We start from the raw sequence: 2,193 nt of genomic DNA, 5'->3' as shown, positions 1-2,193 counted from the left end.
CCGCCACACCGTCCTCGGCAACCCCCTCCTCGGCCCCTACCCGGACGGCCTGGAGACCGCCGACTTCGCCCTCGGCTGCTTCTGGGGCGCCGAACGCGTCTTCTGGCGGCAGGACGGCGTCTGGACCACCCTCGTCGGCTACCAGGGCGGCACCACCCCCAACCCCACCTACGAGGAGGCCTGCAGCGGCCTCACCGGCCACACCGAGGCCGTCCGCGTCGTCCACGACCCCGCCGTCGTCCCCTACACCACCCTGCTCAAGCTCTTCTGGGAGAACCACGACCCCACGCAGGGCTTCCGCCAGGGCAACGACGTCGGCACCCAGTACCGCTCGGCGATCTTCACCCACTCCCCCGACCAGCACACCGCCGCGCTCGCCTCCCGCGACGCCTACCAGGCGACGCTCAAGGCCGCCGGCTACGGCGACATCACCACCGAGATCCTCCCCGCCACCCACAACCACTTCTACCCCGCCGAGCCCTACCACCAGCAGTACCTCGACAAGAATCCCGCCGGCTACTGCGGCATAGGCGGCACCGGCCTCTCCTGCCCCATCGGCCTCACCCCCACCTCCGACTGAGGCGGCGCCCCGAGCGGGGGACCAGTGGGCCGCATACCCGTACATGCCACCGGAGGCGGGGCCGCCTCGCTGAAGCGGCCCCGCCTCCGTCCTTCGCGGCCGTCGCCGGCTACCCCTCAGGCGGTCCCTGCGACAGGTCGATTCCGTCGGCCCGGTCGTCGAGGACGATGGTGACCGGTTCTCCGTCCGGACCGAGTGCCGCCAAGCCGTCGGCGATTCGGTCGTAGAAGCTGTGGGCGAGCGCCCAGTCGGCGGGGTCGGGCCGGTGCTGTCGGGTGTGCCACAGGCTGATCAGCACGGCTATCAGAGACCGCCCGGACAGCGCGGTGCGGATGCGGCCTGCCTCGTCGTCGGCCACCGCCTGCGGACAGCGGAAGTGCGGGTGCGGCGCGGCCTGGGCGACGACGAACTCCCAGGTGTCCCTGTGACAGATCAGGGTGGCCGAGGAGACGCGGGCCGCAGCCAGCAGCAACTCGTCGTGGGCCTTGTTCTCAGCGCTGCCCTCGTCCTCAAGGACGCCGTCGCCTCGACCGGCTTCACCGCGCAGGCCGTCACCGCGCAGGGCCTGCATCTCCCGTCGCAGCTCGCCGACTTCTTCGCGGAGAGTCCGTGTCTCGTCACTCGTTGCGGTGCCACGGAGTTCCGCAAGCACGCCACGCAGTTGGCTCGCCAGGGCAGCGGAAGTGTCGCCGTCGGACCCCGTTTCGACCGAGGCGTTCTGACTCGGCGGCACCAAGGGCGTGGCCTCGGGCCCGGAAGGCCCGATTTCCTCGTTCTGCGACACGGAGTGGTTCTCCTTCACGTCCGGATGTGGAGGTTGTTCGGATGGCAGTGCGTGTGCCGGTGAATCACCGCGAGGTGAAGGTGGTTCTGCGAGATGAGGCCGAAGCGCCTGAAGTAGGGCGCGCAGTTCACGAACGTCCTCGTGCAGGCCCTGGACCTCCGTGGCGGTCGCGGCGGAGTCGCGTGCACTGCGGACGTCGTCGCGCAGCCCTTTGATGTCCTTCCGGACGCTCTCCGCCGCGCGATGCCCGGCATCGCGGACGGTCTCCCGTGTCGCCTCGGACGCCGTGGCGACGGACTGTTCGAATGCGCCGACGATGCCGTTCACGGCCCGTCTGAGCTCCTCGACGTCCCTGATCAGACCGGCCAGTTCCTTCTTCCGCAAGCCTCCCCCTTTCCTCACCGGCACCTACGGCCGGCGGCGGGGCATCTCTTTCCGTAGTCCGGTCGGGTGATGCCGAAGGAGCGTTGCGCACCGGCACTCTGACCGGAACACGGCGGGATGGCCGAGTGTGCGCGAACGTCCGTCCGGTCGCCTCGAAGCGCAGCCCACCGACTACGACCTCCCTCTGACCGAGCCGAACAGGCATCTGCGTCTGGCCACCGGGCGTACACGACGCTGCCGTTTGCGCTGACCCGTGCGGTTCTACCGCCCGACGGAGCGGTCGTGGGCGTGTGTTCTGTTCGAGGAGGGCGTGGCCGAGGCACGGGTGCGGCAGGCCGGGGCGTGGGCGGTCGGGCGACGGCCGCCACGGTGGTCAGGTGGGGAGGTCGAGGGCGAGGAGGGTGGTGTCGGTGGCGGCCCAGAGATGGGTGGGGCTGGTGACGGC

Annotated in this window: 2 protein-coding genes; one reads left to right on the top strand and one right to left on the bottom strand. The window is 70.5% G+C overall.

The genetic code is table 11. The features are described from left to right. Nucleotides 1-580: peptide-methionine (S)-S-oxide reductase MsrA (gene msrA, locus FNX44_RS26340; RefSeq protein WP_143651487.1), on the top strand; the 580-nt coding region annotated here is incomplete at its 5' end. Nucleotides 581-689: 109 nt separating this feature from the next. Here msrA and FNX44_RS26335 read toward each other — a convergent pair. Beyond that, complete coding sequence (locus FNX44_RS26335) at nucleotides 690-1,748, bottom strand: hypothetical protein (protein ID WP_143651486.1); 1,059 nt, start codon at nucleotides 1,746-1,748, stop codon at nucleotides 690-692. Nucleotides 1,749-2,193: the final 445 nt, after the last annotated feature.

It is taken from the genome of Streptomyces alkaliterrae, assembly GCF_007097205.2.
Taxonomy (GTDB): domain Bacteria; phylum Actinomycetota; class Actinomycetes; order Streptomycetales; family Streptomycetaceae; genus Streptomyces; species Streptomyces alkaliterrae.
Note: the sequence above shows the minus strand (reverse complement) of the source record. Positions and strands in the feature narration are given on the sequence as shown.